The sequence below is a fragment of the Bacillus cereus group sp. BfR-BA-01310 genome (assembly GCF_022664325.1).
Lineage (GTDB): Bacteria > Bacillota > Bacilli > Bacillales > Bacillaceae_G > Bacillus_A > Bacillus_A paramycoides.
On record NZ_JAKUHD010000005.1, the window covers coordinates 58,526 to 80,358 of the forward strand.

Sequence of the window (21,833 nt, forward strand, 5' to 3'; positions counted from 1 at the left end):
AAAATGGCTAATTTTGAAGATTTTTTGACTTTGGATATACGGGTTGGGACGGTGAGAATGGCTGAAGAATTTAAAGAGGCGAGGGTTCCTGCAATTAAGCTAGAAATTGATTTTGGCGAGCTAGGGATTAAGCAATCAAGCGCTCAAATTACTAAGAGATATAATCCAGAAGAGTTAATTGGTCAGCAAGTTGTTGCTGTTGTAAATTTCCCGCCAAAGCGTGTGGCAGGATTTAAATCCGAAGTACTTGTACTGGGTGGTGTTCCTGAAGCTGGCGATGTTGTTTTACTTCAGCCAAATATGGAACTACCGAATGGAACGAAAATTAGTTAGTGTGAAGGTAGGGGTTAATTTGGATATCGGACGAGAATATTTGCAATGTGCAATTTCGAATTTCAAAGCAACAAAGAAGCAAGGAGAACGGGCACTTTCTCAATTATCATATGAACAAATCATGTGGTCTTCTCATGAGGAGACGAATAGTATTGCTATTATTATTAAGCATCTACATGGTAATATGCGTTCCAGATGGACGGATTTTTTAACGTCGGATGGTGAAAAAACCGATCGTAATCGAGATGGTGAATTTGAGGGCGGCTACAATTCAAAACAAGAAGCTCTTGCTGCGTGGCAGGAAGGATGGGAATATGTTTTTAAAGCGATGGATAATTTAACACCGGATCAGATTTTGCAGAGAGTATACATTCGTGGAGAAGAACATACTGTCATGCAAGCGATTGAAAGGCAAATTTCACATTATGCTTTACATATTGGACAAATCATTTACATTGGTAAAATGTTAAAAGAAACCGATTGGGCGTGTTTAAGTATTCCTAGGGGGCAGTCTACCAGTTATTTAGAGAAATAACGCTCTACGTAAAAATAAGAAAGAAGCCGATATAATATAGGAATCAAAAAAATAAGCCAAATTATAGATGGCTCTGTGAACATTAGGATGCTGCCAGCGATAAGTCCATATATAATAAGAAAGAAACTAAAGAGTGTATTAATAGGGATAAAGCGAGAGGTAAATAGTTTCTGCTGCTTAAAACAAATATTGTGAAATAAATAAAAGCGGAAGTACCATGTAGCAGTAATAAGATCTTGCTTTCTCACTATTCTTTTTTTGCATGTATGACAGATGAACGGTGGCTGCATTTTATTACTCTCCATTTTCTATTTTCAGTAGTTTCGTAATAATTTGAGACAATATAAGGGACAAAGTGTATATTCCTACATATGCTCCGGAAATAAGGAATAATGGATTTAGTAAAATACCATGAATGCTCGTCATGAAAACAAGATGTTGTATTAAAACATCATATATATTAATAGAAATAATTGTCCCGAGTACATACAATGCTATGTACGCAAAAATATGAAGTGCAATACGAATTTTACGGTGTATAGCAAGTAAATAAAAAATAAATGATAGAACGATTGGTAATGTTCCTATTAATAGCTTCAATTCATTTCACCTCGTTAACAATATAGCCGAAATTTAAGCGGTCTATTCTCTAGAGCTTGTACATAACTTGAAATAGAGAGGGTGATAGTATGAATCGAGGTTTTTTTTATGTGAAATTAACGAGCGTACGCAAGTTAATTTTATTTATTATTACTACGGTATTAGCGACTTTTTTTCTTATTAGTATGATGGTAACTTCTATGAAAGAGACGAAGTCAACGTATTTATATAATTGGTTAAATGAGTTATCAATGAATGGTTACATGTATGTTCTTGGAAAAGAGAATCATTACTTTACACAAGAGTATCGGAATTTGAATCAAGACTTTTCTATTTCCTCATTCCTCTTTTCGATGGCAACGAATATACGTTTTGATGATGTACGTAGTTTTGTTGGAAAGGAACTTCCGGGATTTGGAAAGTATGATACGGAAATCGTTATAGCAGGTGAAGGAACAAATTACTCCAACTTACCAATAGAGTCGAGCGTTCCTCTTGAAGAAGTAGTGAAGGAACGGACTGGAGAAACTGGACAAGTTCCTAAGTCTGATCCGAATAAAGAGAAGAAACAGCCAGCTCAAACAACGGGGAAAAGGCAAGTTGCATTTATTTATCATACACATAGTTGGGAATCTTATTTGCCGTTACTGAACTTAACGAATGACCCAGATCCGAATAAAGCAACGAGTTCTGTAACGAATATTTCAATAGTCGGTGATCGTTTTCGGGAACAACTGGAAAGTGAAGGTATAGGTGCTACTAACGATAAGACTGATGTCGGCCAAAAGTTAATAAGTAAAGGGTTAAACAGTAATAGTTCTTACAAAATGTCACGAGAAATTGTACAACAAGCTATGACTGGAAATAAAGAACTTCAATACTTTTTTGATTTACACCGTGATAGTGCCCGGAAAAACGTCACGACAAAAACAATTGGAGATAAATCATATGCGAAGCTTGCTTTTGTAATTGGGAAAGGTAACAAAAACTATGAAAAAAACTTACAATTAGCAACGGCTTTACATGAGACGATTAGTAAGAAATATCCGGGAGTGAGCCGAGGTGTTATTCAAAAAGGTTTCCAAACAGGTAATGGTGTTTATAATCAAGACTTATCAGGACAGGCGATTTTAATTGAAGTTGGTGGCGTAGATAATACGGATGAAGAATTGAATAGATCAATTGATGTTCTTGCTAAAGCATTTGGAGAATATTTTTGGCAAGCTGAAAAAGTGAATGGATAAACGTAAGTGAGAAGCTTACGTTTTTTCTTTTTGAGTATAAGTTATGGTTAAAAAGATATGTCACATTATAGACATAATTTCCTATCATTATAGCAATATCGAAATTTGTCTATTTATAGTAAGGAATTTAGAAAGGGATTTTCGGAATAGTGGAGAAAATCTTTTTACAAGGAAAATTTTTAACTAACAGAATGGGTAGGGTGATCAAGGTGATCCGGGAGATTAAAGTAGAAGATGCAGCATCATTTTTACAATTAAGTAAGCAATTAGACGAAGAAACGAAATTTATGTTATATGAACCAGGAGAACGAAAAACTACAGTAGAGCAACAAGAAAAGATGGTCCACCGTTTTATAGAAAGTGAATATGCAAAAATATTTGTAGCAGTTGAAAATGGTAGATTAGTTGGATTTATTTTAGCTAATGGTAATGATGTTCAAAGAAAGAGACATGTTGCGACAATTGTCATTGGTATTTTACAAGAGTATAGTGGCCGAGGTATTGGAACAAGTTTGTTTAAAGAAGTAGAGAAGTGGGCAAGATTACATGATGTATGGCGTTTAGAATTAACGGTAATGGCCCACAATACAAGAGCTCAGGCACTATATAGTAAAATTGGATTTGAACAAGAAGGTGTCAAAAAATCTGCTCTTATCATCGATGGAAATGGTGTCGATGAGTATGAAATGGCCAAATTATTAAAATAAGAGGTCGTTATATGAAAAAAAGATGGACATTACTTGGTATCGTAGCAGTGATACTGATTGTTGGAGTAGCAGGGATAAATTATAAAATGTATAAGGATCAAGAGGCGCGGGAAGTAAATGTAAACAATATATTTCCAAAAGCAAAAGAAACGATTGCTAATATGGATGGGGATATCGCAGTCATTAATAATCCAAATTCGATGCTTGTACTTGTAAATAAAAGTAGGCGTTTACCAGATGGGTATAAGCCACCAGATTTAGTTATTCCAAAAGTACGTTACTCTAGTGAAGGTGATCAAGAGAAGAAAAAAATGAGGAAAGAGGCAGCGATGGCGCTAGAGCAAATGTTCCAGCAAGCTGATAAGGAGCGTATTTTCCTTTTTGCAGTCTCTGGATTTAGATCTTTTGATCGACAAAAAGCATTAAATACGATGTATAAAAAACAAGATGGTGAAGCAAAAACAGCGATGTCCAGTGCAGTTCCTGGTACGAGTGAACATCAAACAGGGTTAGCTATGGATATTACATCTCAATCTGCTAAATTTCAATTAGAAACAGTTTTTGGAGAGACGAAAGAAGGAAAGTGGCTTTCTGAAAATGCACATAAGTTTGGTTTCGTTATTCGGTATACGAAACAGAAAGAAGGGATTACCGGTTATCGATATGAACCGTGGCACGTACGATATGTGGGGAATCCGCAAGCTACATATTTATATGAAAACCAACTTACGCTTGAAGAAGTAACGAAGTAAATAATTGGGGGGAGAGGGCTAAGATGACGATGTTATATAAGAAAAAGGTACATGCATATGTTACAAGAGAAAAAGAAGGGATTATGCAATTACTCGTTTTTAAACATCGTGATATACCTGAAGCTGGTATCCAAGTACCAGGTGGGACAGTTGATGAAGGAGAAACGTTAACAGCAGCGATTTTACGTGAAGTACAAGAAGAATCGGGACTATGTCATTTATACATTGAGCGATTCCTTGCTGATTATATTATTTATGTGAAAGAAAAAAAGGAATATCAAAAACGTCATTTTTTCCATGTTTCATTAGTAACAGATGTGAAAGATACGTGGGAACATATAGTAAGTGATGGTGAAGAAGATAAAGGTTTAGCATTTTGTTATGAATGGGTTGATATTGCAAAATGTCCTGAATTAGCAGGTAAACAAGGAGAGTTTTTACATTTACTAGATGAGATATATGTAAAGTAATAACAGAGTCTGAAGCGGAAGTCGATTCGTTTCAGACTCTTTTTATTTTTCGGGAAATTAAAGGTTTTTAAATAGGTGAGTTGAATTTCTTTTAAGGGATAGTAGTTGTTTATACGAGGAGCGAAGAAAATGAAAAATTAATAGATACACTTCATAAAGAAAAGGGCTTATAAAAGGAGAATGAAAATGGAAATTCAGTTTAATACATTATTGCAAAAAGAATTAACAATTCATGATATACAAACTGCAATGGAAGAAGGAAAATTAACGTCGAAAGAATTAGTCATGTATTATCTTTATAGGATCGCAAAGTATGACCAAGATGGTCCGAAAATCAATTCTATTTTAGAAATAAATCCAGATGCTATCTTTATTGCAGAAGCGTTAGATCATGAAAGAAAGACAAAAGGTGTGAGAGGTCCATTACATGGTATACCAGTTTTACTGAAGGACAATATTGAAACGAATGATTCTATGCATACAAGTGCAGGGACAATTGCTCTTGAGCATAATATTAGTAGTCAAGACGCATTTCTTGTTACAAAACTGCGAGAAGCAGGTGCAATTATAATAGGGAAAGCAAATATGACAGAGTTGGCAAACGGAATGTCTTTTGAAATGTGGGCTGGATATAGCGCTAGGGGAGGTCAAACAATAAACCCTTACGGAACAGGAAAAGATGATATGTTTGTTGGAGGATCGAGTACAGGGTCTGCCGTGGCAGTTGCCGCTAACTTAACAGTACTATCTGTTGGAACAGAAACAGATGCTTCTATTTTAAGCCCAGCTGTTCAAAACTCTGTAGTTGGCATTAAACCGACAGTTGGTTTAATTAGCCGAAGAGGAATTATTCCTTTCACATATTCTCAAGATACAGCTGGGCCATTTGCTAGAACGGTAACAGATGCCGCTATTTTATTAGGGAACTTAACCGGAGTGGATGAGCTGGATGTAGCGACTCACAAAAGTGAAGGAAGGGCACAGCAGGATTATACGAAATATCTTAATATTAATGGCTTACATGGAGCTAAAATTGGGGTGTTTGACAAAGCGCCAGAAGATTATTATGAATCTGGCGAGTACGATGAACAATTGTTTAAAGAAACAATTCAAGTGTTACGTAGTGAAGGAGCGACAGTAATAGAAGATATCGATATTCCATCCTTTCATAGGGAATGGAGTTGGGGAGTACCTCTTTATGAACTGAAGCATAGCTTGGATAACTATCTTTCTAAATTACCTTCCAATATTCCAGTGCATTCGATTTCAGAACTAATCGATTTTAATAATCATATAGAAGAAAGGGCATTGAAATATGGACAAAATAAATTAGAAATAAGAAAAGATTTTCCTAATACGTTAAGAAATTCGGAATATTTAAATGCAAGATTAGAAGATATATACTTTTCACAAGAACAAGGAATTGATTTTGCATTAAAAAAATACAATCTTGATGCGATACTGTTCCCCTCCTATATAGGATCTACAATTTGTGCCAAAGCTGGTTATCCATCTATAGCAATGCCGGCTGGATATATGAAAAGCGGGAGGCCTTTTGGGATCACACTTGCAAGTACTGCTTTTAGTGAAGGGGTATTAATTAAACTAGCATACGCTTTTGAACAGGCGACAAAGCATAGAAAGATTCCCAATTTATCGTAAATGGAAAAAGAGAAGGCTGCTCAAAATGGATTTTTTGGGAGCAGCCTTCTCTTATTTTAATAGCTAAAAGTATTGTCGAATCGTTGATATATTGTAAGTTACGATAGATATATTTTAAAAATCGTTCATATAATTTCATGTACTATGGTGTAATGTAGTTGGAAGCTCCAATTACGGAAAACATTATATTTATGATATATATTAAATAGAAATCTCTTTCTTTTGTGACCTCTGATGTTTTAATAAACGAAAAGACAAACAAGCTGAACATAAAATAAGAAAAGAAGCAATGATATAAATAGTACGAACACCGAAAGTATCAGTAATTATGCCAACACTTAGCATAGAAAGACCAGAAGCGGTTGAGAGAAGAGCACCGTGAGCTGTGTACATCTTTGATAATAAAGAAGGAGCGACGCTTGATTGTAAAACTGTCGTTTGAGAAATATCTCTAATTTGATAACATGGTCCCATTAGAACGCAGAGGAATAGGGCAATAAATCCGCTGCTCGTAACACCGTATAAAAATGTAAGAATACTAAACAAAAGAGATCCTATCGCCATAGAGCGTATTAAATTATTTTGAATATATGTACTCATTTTCCATGCTAATATCCCGCCAATTAACGTTCCGACATAATAACTTGTATTAATATATCCCCACCATTCTTCGCCTTTATGTAAAGCGGTAGTTACATATGCCATCGTAATGGCACCGATCCATATCGTCCCTGCGAAAGTTTCAATTAAATCCATAAATGTAACGGTGCGTAGAGACGGGTGCTGAAATAATAGTTTCCAGCCCTCTAATAAAGCAATAGTTTTTGAAGAGGAGGGTTCTGCTACTCGTTCAGCTTGTATAGATTGTAATGAAAGGTGTAATGTAATACATCCGAAAATCATCAATATGTTATTAATCATGAGTGTCGAAGTAACACCAATGAGAAGAACAATTATACTTGTAAATGAGTAAGCAGCTGCTTGCACAATTTGTGTTGAAAAGGAAAAGATACTATTTACTTTTACTAACTTTTCTTTTGGCGTTAGGTGTGGAAGAATACTGTATAATAATGGAGCGCTCCAGCCGCTACATAATGAAATGAAGATGATGAAAGTTAAAAGAGAAATGATGTTTGTGGATAGCATAGGAAATAATATCATTAATAATAGTAAAAGAACTGTTTTAATCCATTGTAGAGTATATAGCAATGCATAAGATGGAAAACGATTCATTATAAGTGGTGCAGATGTGTTCGCGATAAGATTTGTGATTACTTGTAATAATGGAAAAAGAGCAGTAATTGTAGCTGATTTAGTTGTGATATAGATGTGAGTCGTAATAATCATTAAGTATACAATGTCAGCGAGGGTAATACACATTTTGGAGACTAAATAGTAAGCTAGTGAACGTTTTGGCAATAAGAATACCACCTTCCCAAAAAAATAATGCTTTTTTAGTTAGAATAATTATAATCTGAAAATTACGTTTTTGGAAGAATTAAATATTTTGTCATTTTTTGAAAGGGATTTTCATGTATAATGAAGAATATATTGATATAGTATTTTATTAATACTTGTTGTAACAGCGAATATGTATAATAACTTGTAGCAAACGCCCTCTGTGTGAGATAGGGCGGATAAACCATTCTTTTCTTCATATACATATAGAAATTGAGAAAGAAAGTGAGGGTTGCATATGGCTGGATGGGTGATTTGGTTTATAATAGCGGGTATTTTATTTATCGCAGAAATGTTGTCGATTACTTTTTACATGCTTTGGCTTGGAATTGGAGCTGTTGTCGGAGGTCTTATTGCCTTATTTGCTCCTGATGCACTATTTTTACAAGTTGTCGCTGGTGCGATTGTAAGTTTAACATTGACTTTCTTTACGAAAAGAATTTCAAAAAATTTTCGAGAAGCAAAAGGTTTTACTGATACAGTAGATAAACTTGTCGGTAAAAAGGGGATTGTTATGCAAGCGATTACAAGTGAAGTGAACGGTATTGTGAAAGTGGATGGAGATACTTGGACAGCTATTTCGGATGCTCCTATTGATACTGGAGAAAAAGTCGTTGTTATAAAGAGGCATAGTACTATTTTACAAGTAAAAAGGGAGAGTGAATAAATATGGTAGCATTAACGTTAACGATTATTTTCGCACTAATTGTAGTTACATTTGTTGCATTAACAATTAAAATTATTCCTCAGCAAAAAGTTGGGGTCGTTGAAAGATTTGGTAAGTTTCAGCGTATTATGCAGCCAGGATTAAATTTATTAATACCGATTGTAGATCGAGTTCGCGTATATCACGACTTACGTATTCAACAAACGAATGTACCGCCACAAAAGGTAATTACGAAAGATAATGTACAAGTAGAAATTGATACAATTATTTTCTATCAAATTGTTGAACCAGAACTTGCGACATACGGTATTTCCAATTATGAATATGGTGTTCGTAACATTACTTCTGCAACGATGCGTCAAATTATTGGTAAAATGGAACTGGATGAAACATTATCTGGTCGTGAAAAGATTTCAACAGAAATTCGCTTAGCGCTTGACGAAGCAACAGAAAAATGGGGCGTTCGTATTGAGCGTGTTGAAGTAGTAGATATTAACCCGCCAAAAGATGTGCAAGCATCAATGGAAAAACAAATGAAAGCAGAACGTAATAAACGTGCAATCATTTTAGAGGCTGAAGCAGCAAAACAAGATAAGGTCCTTCGTGCTGAAGGGGAAAAACAAAGTAAAATTTTAATGGCTGAAGGGGATAAAGAAGCGCGCATTCGTGAAGCAGAAGGTATTAAAGAAGCAAAAGAATTAGAAGCGCAAGGGGAAGCAAGAGCGATCGAGGAAATCGCAAAAGCAGAACAAAACCGAATTGAATTACTTCGTGAAGCGAATTTAGATGAACGTATACTTGCTTATAAATCATTTGAATCATTGATTGAGGTTGCGAAAGGGCCAGCAAATAAAGTCTTTATTCCGTCTAATGCAATTGAAACACTTGGTACTCTTGGTGCAATTGGTGAAATCTTTAAAGAAAAACAAGCGAAGAAGTTACCTTCGTCAGATGCAGAAAAAGAGAAATAAGCGTGAGAAAGAGAAATGGGATGCCATTTCTCTTTTTTGTGTGTATATTACATAAAGCTTGTACATATTCATGTATAAAGAAGGTGATACATTGAAAAAGTATCCAACTCGTATACATGGAAAGAGATTAATATATTTATTGTTTACATATGCATTTGTAGTGATTGTAATCGCATCTATTGTAACTTCTCTTTTACATACAATGAAATCTTATTACGCGAATCAATGGTTCGGAAAAGTATCGATGCAAGGTTTTGTTCAAATGATAGAAAGTGAGAATCATTATTTCGGAACAGATTATTTTAAAATAAATAAACGGGAGTCAGTTGGAAGTTTATTATTCTCTATCGCGACGGATTTGAAAATTAAAGACTTAAGAACGTTTGTCGGGAAAGAAGTACCAGGTATGTCGAAGTATTATTCTAACATTATCGTAGCTGGTGAAGGGACGAACTATACGAATATACCTAATGAATCTAGTGTACCAATTGAAGAAGTAACGAAAGAGCGAGAAGTAGCAAAAGATAAAGTCACAGAAGCGGAAAAGAAAAATCCAGTACAGAAAAGAAATGGAACGAAACAGGGTGAAAGTGCAGTATACATTTATCATACGCATAGTTGGGAATCGTTCTTTCCATTATTACCAGGAGCTACCGACCCATCGAGCCCGGACGTAAATGTGTCCTTACTAGGGGAACGTTTGAAGGAGCAGCTTGAAGGGCAAGGAATACCAGTAATTCATGATAAAACGAATATGGGGGATTTATTAGCGAGTAAAAAGTGGAAATGGTATCAAGCGTATAAAGCGTCTCATGGATATGTAAAAGAAACATTGGCGCAAAATAATAAAATTGCGTTTCCAATTGATATACATCGTGATGATCAGCGGAAAAAGGTAACAACAAAAGTAATTAACGGGAAATCGTATGCAAGATTATATTTTATAATTGGAATGGAAAATGGGAATCATACAGAGAATGAAAAAATTGCAAGGGCAATCAATAGTTATTTAGATGAAAATTATTACGGGTTAAGTAGAGGGATTTTTCCGAAGTATAAAAAGGACGGGGATGGAGTGTATAATCAAGATTTATCTAAAAATGCGATGCTAATCGAAGTTGGTGGTGTAGATAATACTTTAGATGAACTATATAATACCATTGATGTGTTAACGGAAGCGTTTAGTAAGTATTATTGGAATAATGCGGAGAAAGTGAATGGGTGAGGAACGGGAGACCGTTCCTTTTTCGTATTGCTTAAAAAAATATTAAGATTTCATAATGTGAAATAAGGGAGAAATTATACGAAATAAAATTGATATAATAATTGAAAATTCAGTCTTCTAATGAGGTTTCTAAACTTTTTAGTATATTATTATGGGAAATTGGAGGGGAAAGAATGGCAATTAGAACAGGGGAACAGTATATTGAAGGATTGCGAAAAAGAAATCCTGAAATTTGGATGGGTGGAAGAAAAGTAACAGATGTAGTAAATGAAGATGTTTTTCGCGAACCTATTTTACAAATTGCTAACTTATATGATATGCAGCACAATCCAGAATATCAGGATAAGATTACTCATATATGCGAAGAGACAGGAGAAAGGGTCTCAAATGCATTTTTAGTACCCAAAAATTATGAGGACTTAAAAGCGCGTCGTGAATTATTTGAAATATGGGCAAAAGCTACCTTTGGTTTAATGGGAAGAACACCTGATTTTTTAAATGTAACAGTTACTTCAATGGCAAGTAATGCGTGGTTTTTTGAGAAGTTCAATCCAGAATGGGGAGCGAATATAAAGAACTATTATAAACATATACGAGATAATGATTTATTTTTAACACATGCGATTATTAATCCGCAAAATGATCGGAGCAAGGCTTCTCATCAACAAGAAGATGAAACAATGCATTTAGGTGTAGTAAGTGAAACAGAGGAAGGGATGTATGTTAGTGGTGCTAAAATGTTAGCGACACTTGCCCCGATTACAGATGAGGTAATTATATACTCCTATCCAAGTTTTAAACCAGGTGATGAACGTCATGCAATTTCTTTTGCCGTTCCAATTGATGCACCGGGACTAAGGATTCTTTGTCGTGAGCCAATGCAAGATGGAAAACGTTCTCTATTTGATCATCCACTTGCATCAAGGTTTGAGGAAATGGATGCATTACTAGTATTTCATAATGTGTTTATCCCATGGGATAAAGTATTTATTTATCAAAGTGTAGAAGCTGGGAATCAATTGTATCCTAAAACGGGAATTGGTCATCAACCAGCGCATCAATCTGGAGTAAGAGGGTTAGTTAAGCTATCTTTCGCCGCTGAAGTAGCTATGAAATTAGCAGATTCGATAGGAGTAGACGGTTTTTTAAATGTACAAAACCAGTTAGCAGAGCTTATGCAAGATGTAGAAACGATACGTGCTCTCTTGCAAGTAGCTGAATATGAATATGAAACGAATCCATATGGAGAAGTTGTTCCTGCGAGGTTGCCGCTTGATACGATACGTAGTTTATTACCTAAAATGTATCCGCGGGCTATTGAAATCATTCAAACCATTGGTGCTGGTGGGCTATTGATGTCACCGACAGGCGCTGATTTTATGAACCCTGAGATTCAAGATGATATGCATAAATATTATATCGGGCGTGAAGGAGTCTCTTCTGAGGAACGTGTTCGCTTGTTTAAATTAGCTTGGGATTTATGTGGTGAAGCTTTTGGACAACGATTATTACAATATGAGCGTTACTATTCTGGGGATCCGGTGCGTAAAATGGGAATGTTTTATAGTGCGTACAAAAAACAACAATCGCTTTCTCTAGTGAAGAAAGCTTTGCAATCGAGTTCATCCGAAGGCGCTTTAAGCTAAATAAAAATGTTTACGCTTACATTTTTATTTGGAAAAGGAAGGAGCAACAGATGATAACAAGAATTTTACTGTTAGGATGTAAATCTTCTTATATTATTAACAACACGTAAAATAGAGAACTGTAACTGAAATAGGGGAGGTAAATGATTTGATCGCTTCTATCAGTAAAATTTGTAAAATTCTAAATTGTTTTACGAGTGATGAACCTGTACTAGGAAATTCTGAAATAGCGGAAAAACTAAATATGAATGCTAGTACGGTTCATCACCTTGTTCGTACGTTGTGTGAAGAAGGAATGCTCATTCAAGATGAGCAAAGAAAATATAGATTAGGTTGGAAATTGTTAGAGTGGGGAAATCAAGTAATGTTTCAGCAAGAGATTTATAGTGGAGCAATTCCGCTTGTAGAAGAGCTTGTAAGGAATTTTAATGGAACTGTGCATATTGGCATGTTTGATCGTGGTGATGTTGTATTTATTTTGAAAGTTTCATCAAAGGATTCCGTTCAAATTTCAACACATGTTGGATCAAGAGAGCCTGCGTATTGTACAAGTACAGGGAAAGTGTTGCTTTCATTTAATTCATCTCCCTTAGAATTTACTTCAGAAAAAAGGCTTTTACCACGAGCACCCAATACAATTACTTGCGTGAAACAATTCCAGACAGAGTTACAGACGATTCGTAAGCAAGGTTATTCAATTAGTGATAATGAAAATGAGCATGGATTGTATGGAATTGCAGCTCCCATTCGATCTTACACTGGGAGAACAATTGCAGCGCTTAATATTGTTGGACCTATATCGTATATGCAGGGAAGTAATCGTGAAATCATAATTCAAAGTGTGATGAATACGGCGAATTTAATTTCGAAGGAGTTTGGTTTTTTGGAAATTTAATTCCAAAAAAGAGAGGTGAGACTCATTTATATACATGATAACTGTATACCGGTATTAAAGAGATCAATTGTCTCAATTGGTGCTTTTGATGGCGTACATAAAGGTCATCAAGTTGTTATTAAAAACGCGATTCATAGAGCGAAAGAATTAAAGATTACAAATGTTGTGTATACATTTGATCCACCACCACGTTCTTATTTTCAAGGCGCTCGAATATTAACGCCAATTGATGAGAAGGTGAAACGTCTTCAGAATCTTGGTGTTGAACATATAGTTGCAATTCGTTTTGATGAGTCCTATGTAACAAAAAGGGCGAGTTATTTTGTTAAAGAGCTACAAAGGTTATGTCCTGTAGAAATTTATATTGGCCAAGATTTTAGATTTGGAAAAAATCGAGAGGGTGATATAGAGCTTCTACGAGAACACTTCAATATTTCTATAGTTGAAGATGTGTGTTGTGAAGAAGGTGAGCGGATCTCTTCAACAAGAATTAGAAATCATGTATGTCAAGGAGAGTTACAAAAGTCTAGCTCTTTACTCGGATGGTCTTTCAAAACGATATAAGTAGAAGGAATAATGAGGAGGAAGAAATATGTCAAAAACATTACAATCTTTTAATTTACTAAAATGGATTGATGAGAATAAAGATTTGTTGAAGCCGCCGGTAAATAATAAGGTTATTTGGCAGGACTCGGAATTTATCGCCATGATATTAGGTGGTCCAAATAGAAGACGTGATTTCCATGTAGATCCCTCAGATGAGTTTTTTTATCAAATTAAAGGTGACTGTTATGTGGAATGTATTACAGAGGAAGGTAAGCGTGAAGTCGTTACAGTAAAAGAAGGCGATGTATTTATGCTACCAGCTATGGTACCTCATTCACCACATCGCGTTGCTAACACATATGGGCTAGTAATTGAAAGAAAACGTAACCAAGGAGAACTCGAGGATTTCGTTTGGTTCTGTGACGAGTGTAATCATGAAATGCATCGTGTACGTGTTCAATTAAATGATATTGAGAAACAAGTAAAAGAAGCGATTCATAGTTTTAATTCAAATAAAGAAATTCGTGCATGTAAAAACTGTGGTTACATTATGCCGGAAGAAGTGGAGGAATGGAAGTGCGAATAGATTTTCATACACATATTATTCCTGAAACTTTTCCGGATTTTGAAGAGAAGTTTGGTGGCGGTCGTTGGCCAATATTAAATCGGACTTGTACATGTGGTGCAAGTATTATGGTTGGAGGCAAAAATTTTCGCGACGTGACAGATCAAGTATGGTGTCCTGAGAAAAGGATTGAAGATATGAACCGTGAAGGTGTCGATATTCAAGTTTTATCACCAATCCCTGTCACATTTTCGTATTGGGCAAAACCAGAGGAAGCTGAAAGTATGGCACGTATTCAAAATGATTTTATTGCAGAAACAGTTTTAGCATATCCAGATCGTTTTGTCGGATTAGGAACGGTTCCGATGCAAGATGGGGAAACTGCGGTTCGTGAAATGGAGCGGTGTATTACGGAATTAAATTTACATGGTATTGAAATTGGTACAAACGTAAATGGGAAAAATTTAGATGATCCATCATTTATTGAATTCTTTCGAATGGCCGAAAAGTGGCAAGTTCCAATTTTTATTCATCCATGGGAAACATTAGGGCGCGATAGAATGCCGCATCATAATTTTATGTATACAGTCGGGATGCCAAGTGAAACGGCTCTAGCGGCAGCTACACTTATATGGAGTGGGATTATGGAGAAGTTTCCACGGTTGAAGGTTTGTTTTGCGCATGGTGGAGGGTCTTTCCCATATATTTTGCCAAGATTAGATCAGGGGTGGAAAGTATGGCCACATTTGCGGTTGACTACACACCCTCCTAGTTATTATGCAAAGAAATTTTATTTTGATTCTTTAAATTACGATCCTATTAATTTGAAATATATGATTGAAAGATTTGGACATGAAAAAATTTTCATGGGTTCGGATTATCCATTTTTATTGCGAGAAATTGATCCAGGAAAAGTGATTGACGAGACATCCAGTTTATCTGAGGAACAAAAGGCAGCAATGCTTGGGGGAAATGCTGCGGAATTTTTAAATATTGATATAAAAAAACGAGGTGAAGCATATGCAGAGAGTACAAACACCTGAGAATAAATTAAGTGAGTTAGGTATCACACTACCAGCTATTCGTCCAGCAGTCGGAAATTATGTTAGTTGTGTAAAAGTGGGTAACTTATTGTTTACTGCTGGACAAGGTGTAGATGAGTATCATGGGAAATTAGGAAAGGATATACCAATTGATGAGGGATATAAAGCAGCAAGACAATCAATGTTGAATTTGTTAAGTGTTGTGAGAAACGAACTTGGTGATTTAAATAAGGTAAAACGAGTTGTAAAGATGCTTGGTTTTGTAAATTGTACAGAAGATTTTATCGATCAGCCAAAGGTAATGAATGGAGCATCGGATTTATTAGTTGATATTTTTGGGGAAAAGGGAAAACACGCCCGCTCTGCTGTCGGAATGGCTCAATTACCTAATAACACAACAATTGAAATTGAGATGGTTTTAGAAATTGAGGAATAGGAGGTAAGGAAGGTGAACAAAGAATTATTAGCTGAAAAACTGAAAGTAAAAGATGCGAAGTTGTTTATTGATGGACAATATGTGGATTCTATATCCGGCGAAACGTTTGATACGTTCAATCCAGCGACGAATAGAAAGCTTGCTTCTATAGCAAAGGCAAATGAAGAGGACACAAAAAGAGCAATTGATGTGGCAGAACGAACATTTAAAAGTGGTATTTGGAGTAAAATGCCTGTGGAAGAACGATCGAATATTTTATGCAAAATGTCGGATTTGATTATGGAAAGAGTGGATGAACTAGCGTATTTAGAAACTCTTGATGTTGGAAAACCAATTAAAGAAAGTAAAGGGTTCGATATACCACGCTCGGCTCATAATTTTCGCTTCTTTGCTGAAATGGCTAAATATATGGTGCATGAGCATTATGACAAACATAACTTTATGTCATATGCAAAGTATGCTCCAGCGGGAGTGACTAGTTTAATCATTCCTTGGAACTTGCCATTTATGCAAATGACGTGGAAAGCATCAGCTGCACTTGCTTCTGGTAATACTGTTGTTGTCAAACCAGCCTCGTATACCCCTTTAAGTGCAGTTATGCTCGGTGAAATTGCAAATGATGCTGGGCTACCTCCAGGTGTACTTAATATTATTACAGGTCCAGGAAATACTGTTGGGACAACAATGACAACACATCCGGCTGTAAGAAGAATTTCATTTGTTGGAGAAAGTAACACAGGAAAAACAATTATGCGTAATGCATCAGAAAACTTAATTCCGGTTTCATTAGAGTTAGGAGGTAAATCAGCAAATATCGTATTTGAAGATGCGGATTTAGATGAAGCAGTACAGGGATCCATTGAAGCTATTTATCGGAACCAAGGAGAAATTTGTTTAGCTGGTTCAAGATTACTTGTGCAAGAAAGTGTATATGAACAGTTTTTAGAGAAATTTGTAGCGGCTGTAAAAAGAATAAAAGTAGGAGATCCTCTTTCTGAAGATACCGATATGGGAGCGCTTGTATCAAAATCTCATTTAGAAACAGTTGATCGTTACGTAGAAATAGGGATTTCGGAAGGCGCAAAATTAGCCTATGGTGGAAAAAGAGTTAAAAGTTTAGTAGAAGGGAATTTTTATGAACCTACTATTCTATATGATGTTGATAACAGTATGCGTGTAGCGCAAGAAGAGATATTTGGCCCAGTTCTAGTTGTTATCCCATTTAAAACGGAGGAGGATGCAATTCGCATTGCGAACGATTCCGTTTATGGACTAGCTGGAGTTGTTTGGACGAACGATCTTAGACGAGCACAACGAGTTGTTTCACAAATTGATTCAGGCTTACTATGGATTAATTGTTGGTATGTCCGAGATTTACGTACTCCATTTGGAGGTTCGAAGGCTAGCGGGATTGGTAGAGAAGGTGGACGTCATAGTTTTGAATTTTATACAGAAGCTAAGACAGTTACGATGAAATTATAAAGTCAATGCTGCATCAGTGGAGTTTTATCCGACTATTTGTGAACAGTAAAGCTCCCACCTCAAAATTATGTGGAAACAAAGGAGCTAGGTGGGGGCTAATTAAAGTTTCGTTGATGTGCGATAAGTATAAAATTGAAAAATGGGGTGAGATGAGTGCAGTTATTAATTAAAGAATTAGCAGATGAACTAATACAAGCTGAAAATTCGTGTGTAGGGATTACTCCTTTTACAGAGAGGTATTCTAATTTATCAGTTTTGGATGCTTATAATATTCAACTTGAGGTTATAGAGAGGAAATTAGAGAGTGGGCGTAGCATAATTGGGAAGAAAATTGGTCTTACGAGTGTTGCAATGCAACAAATGCTTGGAGTAGATGAACCTGACTATGGACATTTACTAGATGATATGAAAATAGAAAATGGTAGTGAAATTTCAATAGACTCCTTTGTATCTCCAAAGATAGAAGCAGAAATAGGTTTTGTTTTAGCAGAAGACTTAAGCGGTCCTAACATTACATATGTTGATGTTCTAATGGCGACGAAATATGTCGTGCCTACACTTGAAATTATTGATAGTAGAATTGCCGATTGGAAGATTCAGCTTGCTGATACAGTGGCGGATAATGGGTCATCGGCAAAAGTTATAGTTGGTGATACATTCTCTAGCATTGATAAAGTAGATTTACGTACAACAGGAATGACACTTTATAAGAATAATTGTTTAATTGCTACAGGAGCTGGCGCAGCAGCATTAGGGCATCCTGCGCAAGCTGTTGCTTGGTTAGCTAATAAACTTCATGAATTTAATATTGGATTAAAAGCAGGTGAGTTAATTTTACCAGGTGCGTTATCTGGTGCAGTCGCAGTGAATAGTAAAGATAGTATTCAAGCTGATTTCGGTTCACTAGGATCGGTTTCTGTTAAATTCAAATAGATTAAAGCGGTGAAAAAGGGGGGATAGATGTGGAAAAAGTAAAGGCAGCTATTATTGGATCAGGTAATATTGGCACGGATTTAATGTATAAGTTAAGAAAAAGTGAAGTCATAGAGCTGAATGCCATGATTGGAATAGATTCAGAATCGGATGGTTTAAAGCGAGCAAAAGAAGAGGGATATGTGGTTTTTGATAACGGGATACAAGCAATTATTGATAAGCCGAGTATAGCTGATATTGTATTTGATGCAACTTCAGCTAAAGCACATAATTATCATGCAAAAGTATTAGGAGAGCTTGGGAAAAAAGTAATCGACTTAACACCTGCTGCATGTGGACCGTTCGTTTGCCCTGCTTTACAAAATAATGATTTTGTAGATAAGCAAAACGTTAATATGATTACGTGCGGGGGGCAAGCAACGATTCCGATTGTGCATGCTATTAATGAGGTGGCAAATGTTACATATGCAGAGATAGTTGCTACAATTTCAAGTTTAAGTGCAGGTCCAGGTACAAGGGCGAATATTGATGAATTCACAATTACGACAAGGCGTGGAATTGAAGAAATTGGCGGGGCAGATCAGGGGAAAGCACTCATTATATTAAATCCTGCGGACCCTCCTATTTTAATGAGAGATACAGTATATTGTGAAGTTAAGTATATGGATAAGGTTGCTATCCGAGAGGCGATTCAAAAGATGGTTGAAGTAGTTAGGACGTATGTTCCAGGTTATGCGTTAAAACAAGAGCCAATGTTTGATGGGAATCGTGTGACTGTATTTTTAGAGGTTGAAGGAGCTGGAGATTATTTTCCTCCTTATGCCGGTAATTTAGATATTATGACAGCAGCGGCATTAAAAGTTGGTGAAGAGTTTGCAGCGCAGATCATTTCAGAAATGAAAAGAGGTGTAATGAATGAGGCGAAATAGTAAAATGCCAATTAAAATAACGGAAGTTTGTTTACGTGATGGAAGTCATGTAATGAAACATCAATTTACAGAAGAACAAGTTCGTTCTGTAACAAGGGCATTAGATGAAGCTGGTATGCATTATATCGAAGTGAGTCATGGAGATGGTTTAGGAGGCTCCACATTACAATATGGAAAGTCGCTAATTAATGAAATGAAGCTGATTGAAGCAGCTGTAGATGAGTGCAAGCAAGCTAAAGTAGCTGTTTTGTTAATTCCTGGTATTGGAACTATCCATGAACTAAAACAAGCTGCAAATATTGGTGCGAAACTTGTTCGTGTAGCAACGCATGTAACAGAAGCGGATGTTTCAGCTCAGCATATTCAATTTGCACGTGAGTTAGGTATGGAAGTGTGCGGTTTTTTAATGATGGCACATTCTGCACCGGTTGAAAAGTTAGTAGAACAAGCAAAGCTGATGGAGGCCTATGGTGCAGAAGCGATTTATGTAACTGATTCAGCTGGTGCTTTATTGCCTCATGAAGTACGTGAACGTATTCGTGCATTACGTCAATCTTTAAATGTTGAAATTGGCTTCCATGGCCATAACAACCTTTCTGTTGCAGTAGCGAATACAGTGGCGGCAATTGAAGAAGGTGCGACACGTATTGATGGAAGTGTACGGTGTCTTGGAGCGGGGGCTGGAAATGCACAAACAGAAGTATTGCTCGCCGTTTTAGATCGTATGGGATATGAACTAGATATAGATCTGTATAAGATGATGGACTTAGCAGAGGACGTAGTCGCTCCGTTATTACCGGGACCGCAAGAAATTCAAAAAGGTAGTCTTGTAATGGGGTATGCTGGTGTATACTCTAGCTTTTTATTACATGCTGAAAGAGCGGCAAAGCGTTTTGGTGTAGACGCTCGTGATATTTTAATAGAACTTGGGAAAAGAAAAGTAGTTGGTGGACAAGAGGATATGATTTTAGATGTAGCGGCAGAATTAGCAAAGATAAAAACGGGGGTGTAAAAAGTGGCTTTAGTGAAAGGGGCAGATTTAGAAATTGTTGACTATTTACTTCAGGCTGAAAAGGAAAGGAAAGAAGTAGTGAAAGTAACGGATAAGCATCCTGATTTAACGGTGGATGATGCTTATAGATTACAAAAATGTTTAATTGAACAAAAAGTGAAGGAAGGTTCTAAAAGAGTTGGTGTAAAACTTGGATTAACGAGTAGGGCAAAACAACAAATGATGGGGATTGATGAAGCGATTTACGGGTATTTGTTACATGATATGATAGCGTTCGAATGGGAGCCGTTGCGATATGAAACATTAATTCATCCAAAAGTAGAACCAGAGGTTGCATTTTTAATAGGAGAGGATTTACAAGGTACAAATGTTACAGCCGATGATGTATTAAAGGCAACAAAATATGTCGCTCCAGCTTTAGAGATTATTGATAGCAGGTATTTAAATTTTAAATTTACATTACCTGATGTAATAGCAGATAATTGTTCATCTTCAAAGTTTTTATTAGGAAGTAGATGGATTGATGCTAAAAAAATAGATTTAGCTAGTATAGGGATGGTTATGTCGAAAAACGGAAAGATTGCTACAACTGGAACAGGGGCAGCTGTACTGGGGCATCCAGCAGAGGCGATTGCTTGGGCGGTAAATAAACTTGGTTTACAAAATGAAGGATTTAAAAAAGGTGATATCGTATTAAGTGGAGCATTGTCAGAAGCGATTGCATTCAAAGCAGGAGATTCTATTATTGCACAGTTTGATGACTTAGGAAGTGTAGCAATGTTTTGTGAATAAATAGTAAAGAGAGAGAGAAATGCCAATTATACAAATTCAAATAATAGAAGGTAGAGGACGAGAGCAAATTCAAAATCTTATTTCAGATGTTACAGAGGCGGTTGCAAAAAATTTAGATGTAGATGCTGGGCGTGTACGTGTTTTAGTAAATGAAATCCCTAGTTCACATTGGGGAGTAGGAGGAAAGTCGAAAGCTAGTTTAGAAAAAAGTTAGTTGGTAATAAAAGCAATTTTCATTCTTTTAGGAATGGGGATTGCTTTTATTATTTTGAAAAATCTTAATAATATGTTAAAATTTAACCTTGTTTAAAAGGAGATAAAGGGGAAATAGACATGCAAATACTACTAATACGCCACGGAGAATCAGAAGCTGATATTTTAAATGTACATGAAGGACGAGCTGATTTTGAATTAACAGAAAAGGGAAGACAGCAAGTGCAAAAACTTATCCAGAAAGTGAAAGCGGAATTTCCGCCAGATTTCATATGGGCAAGTACATTAAAACGTGCTCGTGAAACTGCTGAAACATTAGCGGAAGCAATGGGATGCCCAATTCAATTAGAAGAGGAATTAATGGAGTTTAATAATGGGGTACAAGCAGGTTTGTCATTTGAAGAAGCGAAGAAATATCCAGAGCCAAAGTATCTTCACGATCGTTTTGAAAACGGGGAATCATTTATTGAATTTAGAATGAGAATAGAAGGAATCTTTTCTAAAATCGTGACAGAGAATACATATGACCGGATTGCAATTGTTGCACATGGTGGTGTAATAAATAGTATATTACGTGCATTTTTCCAAATGCCAATTTCAATGGACTATTATTTTAAAATGGGAGATACAGGAATTAGTTTGATTGAACTTACGGATAAACAGAAAATAGTTCATTTTATAAATGATACAAACCATTTGGATGGAATGTAAGGGGCT

The 21,833-nt window shown here is 36.0% G+C and carries 26 protein-coding genes; 23 read left to right on the forward strand and 3 right to left on the reverse strand.

The genetic code is table 11. The features are described 5' to 3' along the window. The first annotated feature begins 3 nt into the window (after nucleotides 1–3). Nucleotides 4–333: a chaperone CsaA gene (csaA, locus tag MR109_RS12775; protein ID WP_048372616.1), complete on the forward strand. Its 330-nt coding sequence runs from the start codon at nucleotides 4–6 to the stop codon at nucleotides 331–333. Then, nucleotides 314–868: a DUF1572 domain-containing protein gene (locus tag MR109_RS12780; protein ID WP_141548867.1), complete on the forward strand. Its 555-nt coding sequence runs from the start codon at nucleotides 314–316 to the stop codon at nucleotides 866–868. Before csaA ends, MR109_RS12780 begins: the two co-directional genes overlap by 20 nt. Here MR109_RS12780 and MR109_RS12785 read toward each other — a convergent pair. Together MR109_RS12785 and MR109_RS12790 are read right to left on the reverse strand one after the other, a co-directional pair. After that, the gene (locus MR109_RS12785) at nucleotides 853–1,158 is read right to left on the reverse strand and encodes a permease (protein ID WP_242272283.1); all 306 of its coding nucleotides are present in this window, start codon (nucleotides 1,156–1,158) and stop codon (nucleotides 853–855) included. The two genes, MR109_RS12780 and MR109_RS12785, sit on opposite strands and share 16 nt — an antisense overlap. Nucleotides 1,159–1,162: 4 nt before the next feature. Beyond that, complete coding sequence (locus MR109_RS12790) at nucleotides 1,163–1,468, reverse strand: hypothetical protein (protein WP_002171547.1); 306 nt, start codon at nucleotides 1,466–1,468, stop codon at nucleotides 1,163–1,165. 89 nt (nucleotides 1,469–1,557) lie between these two features. Here MR109_RS12790 and spoIIP (MR109_RS12795) point away from each other — a divergent pair, with 89 nt between their 5' ends. The 5 genes from spoIIP (MR109_RS12795) to MR109_RS12815 all read left to right on the forward strand — a co-directional run bounded on the left by spoIIP (MR109_RS12795) (nucleotide 1,558) and on the right by MR109_RS12815 (nucleotide 6,303). Then, nucleotides 1,558–2,712: a stage II sporulation protein SpoIIP gene (gene spoIIP / locus MR109_RS12795; protein WP_002171548.1), complete on the forward strand. Its 1,155-nt coding sequence runs from the start codon at nucleotides 1,558–1,560 to the stop codon at nucleotides 2,710–2,712. 209 nt (nucleotides 2,713–2,921) lie between these two features. Then, nucleotides 2,922–3,419, forward strand: coding sequence for a GNAT family N-acetyltransferase (locus MR109_RS12800; RefSeq protein WP_071720311.1), 498 nt, complete (start codon nucleotides 2,922–2,924; stop codon nucleotides 3,417–3,419). Nucleotides 3,420–3,430: 11 nt separating this feature from the next. Continuing rightward, a complete protein-coding gene (locus MR109_RS12805; RefSeq protein ID WP_048372612.1) occupies nucleotides 3,431–4,171 on the forward strand; it encodes a M15 family metallopeptidase in 741 nt (246 codons plus the stop codon). A gap of 23 nt (nucleotides 4,172–4,194) precedes the next feature. Beyond that, nucleotides 4,195–4,641, forward strand: coding sequence for an NUDIX hydrolase (locus MR109_RS12810; RefSeq protein ID WP_098307239.1), 447 nt, complete (start codon nucleotides 4,195–4,197; stop codon nucleotides 4,639–4,641). 186 nt (nucleotides 4,642–4,827) lie between these two features. After that, nucleotides 4,828–6,303, forward strand: a complete 1,476-nt coding sequence (locus MR109_RS12815; protein WP_242272284.1) for an amidase family protein — start codon at nucleotides 4,828–4,830, stop codon at nucleotides 6,301–6,303. A gap of 201 nt (nucleotides 6,304–6,504) precedes the next feature. Here the strand turns inward: MR109_RS12815 and MR109_RS12820 are convergent, their stop codons facing one another. Then, nucleotides 6,505–7,722 (reverse strand): MFS transporter, encoded by a 1,218-nt coding sequence (locus MR109_RS12820; protein WP_048372606.1) that lies wholly within the window; start codon nucleotides 7,720–7,722, stop codon nucleotides 6,505–6,507. Between the two features lie 277 nt (nucleotides 7,723–7,999). Between MR109_RS12820 and MR109_RS12825 the strand changes: the two genes are divergently transcribed. From MR109_RS12825 to MR109_RS12900, 16 genes are all read left to right on the forward strand, one after another. Continuing rightward, nucleotides 8,000–8,428, forward strand: a complete 429-nt coding sequence (locus tag MR109_RS12825) for an NfeD family protein (RefSeq protein WP_002171554.1) — start codon at nucleotides 8,000–8,002, stop codon at nucleotides 8,426–8,428. A 2-nt stretch (nucleotides 8,429–8,430) separates the two neighbouring features. Continuing rightward, a complete protein-coding gene (locus MR109_RS12830; protein ID WP_178940179.1) occupies nucleotides 8,431–9,399 on the forward strand; it encodes an SPFH domain-containing protein in 969 nt (322 codons plus the stop codon). A 91-nt stretch (nucleotides 9,400–9,490) separates the two neighbouring features. Continuing rightward, nucleotides 9,491–10,624, forward strand: a complete 1,134-nt coding sequence (gene spoIIP, locus MR109_RS12835; RefSeq protein ID WP_327915435.1) for a stage II sporulation protein P — start codon at nucleotides 9,491–9,493, stop codon at nucleotides 10,622–10,624. 173 nt (nucleotides 10,625–10,797) lie between these two features. Beyond that, a complete protein-coding gene (locus MR109_RS12840) occupies nucleotides 10,798–12,270 on the forward strand; it encodes a 4-hydroxyphenylacetate 3-hydroxylase family protein (protein WP_048372597.1) in 1,473 nt (490 codons plus the stop codon). 148 nt (nucleotides 12,271–12,418) lie between these two features. Next, nucleotides 12,419–13,165 (forward strand): IclR family transcriptional regulator, encoded by a 747-nt coding sequence (locus MR109_RS12845; protein ID WP_002171558.1) that lies wholly within the window; start codon nucleotides 12,419–12,421, stop codon nucleotides 13,163–13,165. A gap of 15 nt (nucleotides 13,166–13,180) precedes the next feature. Next, nucleotides 13,181–13,729 (forward strand): FAD synthetase family protein, encoded by a 549-nt coding sequence (locus MR109_RS12850; RefSeq protein WP_002171559.1) that lies wholly within the window; start codon nucleotides 13,181–13,183, stop codon nucleotides 13,727–13,729. Nucleotides 13,730–13,757: 28 nt separating this feature from the next. Further along, complete coding sequence (nbaC, locus tag MR109_RS12855; protein ID WP_002171560.1) at nucleotides 13,758–14,297, forward strand: 3-hydroxyanthranilate 3,4-dioxygenase; 540 nt, start codon at nucleotides 13,758–13,760, stop codon at nucleotides 14,295–14,297. Further along, nucleotides 14,282–15,319 carry an amidohydrolase family protein gene (locus MR109_RS12860; protein WP_029953043.1) on the forward strand — a complete coding sequence of 346 codons (1,038 nt, stop codon included), beginning with the start codon at nucleotides 14,282–14,284 and terminating at the stop codon, nucleotides 15,317–15,319. The genes nbaC and MR109_RS12860 overlap by 16 nt, the downstream gene beginning before the upstream one ends. Further along, entirely contained in the window at nucleotides 15,297–15,755 is a 459-nt protein-coding gene (locus MR109_RS12865) for a RidA family protein (protein ID WP_002171562.1), read from the forward strand. The genes MR109_RS12860 and MR109_RS12865 overlap by 23 nt, the downstream gene beginning before the upstream one ends. 12 nt (nucleotides 15,756–15,767) lie before the next feature. Beyond that, on the forward strand, nucleotides 15,768–17,237 hold the full coding sequence (locus MR109_RS12870) for an aldehyde dehydrogenase (RefSeq protein ID WP_242272285.1): 1,470 nt from the start codon (nucleotides 15,768–15,770) through the stop codon (nucleotides 17,235–17,237). Nucleotides 17,238–17,390: 153 nt separating this feature from the next. Beyond that, nucleotides 17,391–18,170, forward strand: a complete 780-nt coding sequence (locus MR109_RS12875) for a 2-keto-4-pentenoate hydratase (RefSeq protein ID WP_242272286.1) — start codon at nucleotides 17,391–17,393, stop codon at nucleotides 18,168–18,170. A gap of 29 nt (nucleotides 18,171–18,199) precedes the next feature. Then, nucleotides 18,200–19,099, forward strand: coding sequence for an acetaldehyde dehydrogenase (acetylating) (locus tag MR109_RS12880; protein ID WP_242272287.1), 900 nt, complete (start codon nucleotides 18,200–18,202; stop codon nucleotides 19,097–19,099). After that, the gene (gene dmpG / locus MR109_RS12885; protein ID WP_025149912.1) at nucleotides 19,086–20,111 is read left to right on the forward strand and encodes a 4-hydroxy-2-oxovalerate aldolase; all 1,026 of its coding nucleotides are present in this window, start codon (nucleotides 19,086–19,088) and stop codon (nucleotides 20,109–20,111) included. The genes MR109_RS12880 and dmpG overlap by 14 nt, the downstream gene beginning before the upstream one ends. A gap of 3 nt (nucleotides 20,112–20,114) precedes the next feature. Further along, complete coding sequence (locus MR109_RS12890; RefSeq protein WP_002171567.1) at nucleotides 20,115–20,903, forward strand: 2-keto-4-pentenoate hydratase; 789 nt, start codon at nucleotides 20,115–20,117, stop codon at nucleotides 20,901–20,903. Between the two features lie 19 nt (nucleotides 20,904–20,922). After that, the gene (locus tag MR109_RS12895; RefSeq protein ID WP_025149910.1) at nucleotides 20,923–21,117 is read left to right on the forward strand and encodes a 4-oxalocrotonate tautomerase; all 195 of its coding nucleotides are present in this window, start codon (nucleotides 20,923–20,925) and stop codon (nucleotides 21,115–21,117) included. A gap of 119 nt (nucleotides 21,118–21,236) precedes the next feature. Next, nucleotides 21,237–21,827, forward strand: a complete 591-nt coding sequence (locus MR109_RS12900) for a histidine phosphatase family protein (RefSeq protein WP_242272288.1) — start codon at nucleotides 21,237–21,239, stop codon at nucleotides 21,825–21,827. Nucleotides 21,828–21,833 lie beyond the last annotated feature (6 nt).